This is a genomic window from Thermogutta sp., assembly GCF_014359955.1.
Classification (GTDB): domain Bacteria; phylum Planctomycetota; class Planctomycetia; order Pirellulales; family Thermoguttaceae; genus Thermogutta.
In genome coordinates, this window is the sequence record NZ_JACIYL010000833.1 from 1 (window position 1) to 1860 (window position 1860).

At 54.4% G+C, this 1860-nt stretch carries 1 protein-coding gene and 1 pseudogene; one reads left to right on the top strand and one right to left on the bottom strand.

Annotated features, from left to right (window positions below; translation table 11 throughout):
- A pseudogene (locus H5U08_RS17405) lies at positions 1–627 on the bottom strand (hypothetical protein); the annotation flags it as partial.
- A 453-nt stretch (positions 628–1080) separates the two neighbouring features.
- Between H5U08_RS17405 and H5U08_RS17410 the strand changes: the two are divergent.
- Positions 1081–1860: glycoside hydrolase family 88 protein (locus H5U08_RS17410; RefSeq protein ID WP_297036011.1), on the top strand; the 780-nt coding region annotated here is incomplete at its 3' end.

The window sequence follows — 1860 nt, forward strand, 5'->3', positions numbered from 1 at the left end:
GAAGTTGCCACCCGGCCAGCGGTAGATGGGAGAATCCAGCTCTTTCAGCAAAGCAATGGTGTCCGCCCGCATGCCGTGAATGTTGTCGGCCGGCATGAGGGAAACCGTCCCCACATAAAAGTGGCCTTTGCCTTTGGATACGATTTCCAGTCGGGCATCGTCCGTCGATTGAGACGGTCGAAAGCGAAAAGCCACTTTCCGATAATCCGCTCCCACCTCGGCGATATCCATCTCGCCTGCATCGCCAGGGTCATTTCCCCACACCAGTCTCACCGTGATCGGGGCTGCTTCCGGAGCGCCTTTCACCCATATGTAACCGACGTATTCTTTCCCAGCGAGAATGCCTAAACCGCCATGAGCGATGCCCGCGACGGTGCCATCACCCTTCAATGTGACTCGCGGTGAATGAACCCCCACAAAGGGCTGATGACGATCCATTGTTACGCTCTCCGCAGGCCCGATGACCGTCCATGGGGATTCCTTGCTACCGACAGGATAGAAGAATTTCCTGTCGACGAGCATTTCCGCCCAAATACCGCCGTAAATACACCGGCCCAGGTGTTCGATGAACTGCCCGTAAATGTATTTGGAAATGGGGGGAGCCGTTTGAGATGCATCAATCGTCACGCGAGCCTCCTGTCCGTGCCCACGTCCACAGGCAATGAACAGGCCAACGATTGCAAGTGCCGCAAGCAAAAAGTGTGGAGTGTGACGGCATGTGGTCGTACGGCTCATCAGATGGATCTCCTTCAAAACTCGTCGAATCGTCCACAATTCTCCTCGTTTTCGTAGAAACATTGACCAGTATAGCGACTCGATCCTTGGGGAACAATTCGCCCCAACTTTGATTCATCCGCGCTTTTCATAGCGAACAGCGATAGGTCAACCATCGAATCTGTTGCAGGGGTAATTCATGAATCACCCCTACGACACATCGGGCCGACGGCGTGTCATAGTTTTTTTGCAAAAGTGGGGCTGGGCAAATCCCTGACTTCCCAAACGTCCTGGGTGTGAGTATTCAAATATTGCGGTATAATGAGCCGCCTGAGTCCATTCCATAAGGCAGCGGGAGGAGATGTGATGACTCTCACGCGTGAAGAAATCAACAAGTTCGAGCAGGCCCTTCAATTCGCCGAAAAACAGGTCGCGGCCCTGGTGGAAAAACATCCCGACTACTTCCCCATTTACACGGTCAACGGCCGTTGGTATCACGAAGGCGAACTGTGGACGGACTGGACCGGGGGCTTCCTGGCCGGAATGATGTGGCAGTTCTACCTGCGGACCCGAGAACCCAAGTGGTGGGAACTGGCCACGCACTATTCCCGTTTGCTCGAACATCGCAAACACGACCGCAATGTTCATGATTTGGGATTTATTTTTCTCAACACGTATCTTCCATGGTACGAGCTGACCGGCGACCAGGCCCTGCTGGATGTACTCATCACCGCCGGTCGAACACTTGCCATGCGCTTTCAGCCCAAAGGAAGGTATCTCTGCTCTTTTATTGGCCCGCACAGTCTGTTCATCGATATTATGATGAACGTCCCTCTGGTGATCTTCGCGGCTCTTAAAACCGGTGATGAGGCGTTGCTAGAAATTGGACTCGCTCATTGCCGCACCACCCGCCATTACCTGGTACGCCCGGACGGTTCCACCGCCCATGAAGGGCTTTTCGATGTGGAAACCGGGCAATTCCTTGGCCAGAGCACCCATCAGGGCCTGAGCCCCGAAAGCTGCTGGGCGCGTGGGCTGGCCTGGTCCATGTACGGATTCAGCAAGGTGTATGCTTTGACGAATAACCCCGAGTTTCTGGAAGTGGCGGAACGAAACGCCGAATACTGGATCACGCACCTTCCTGAC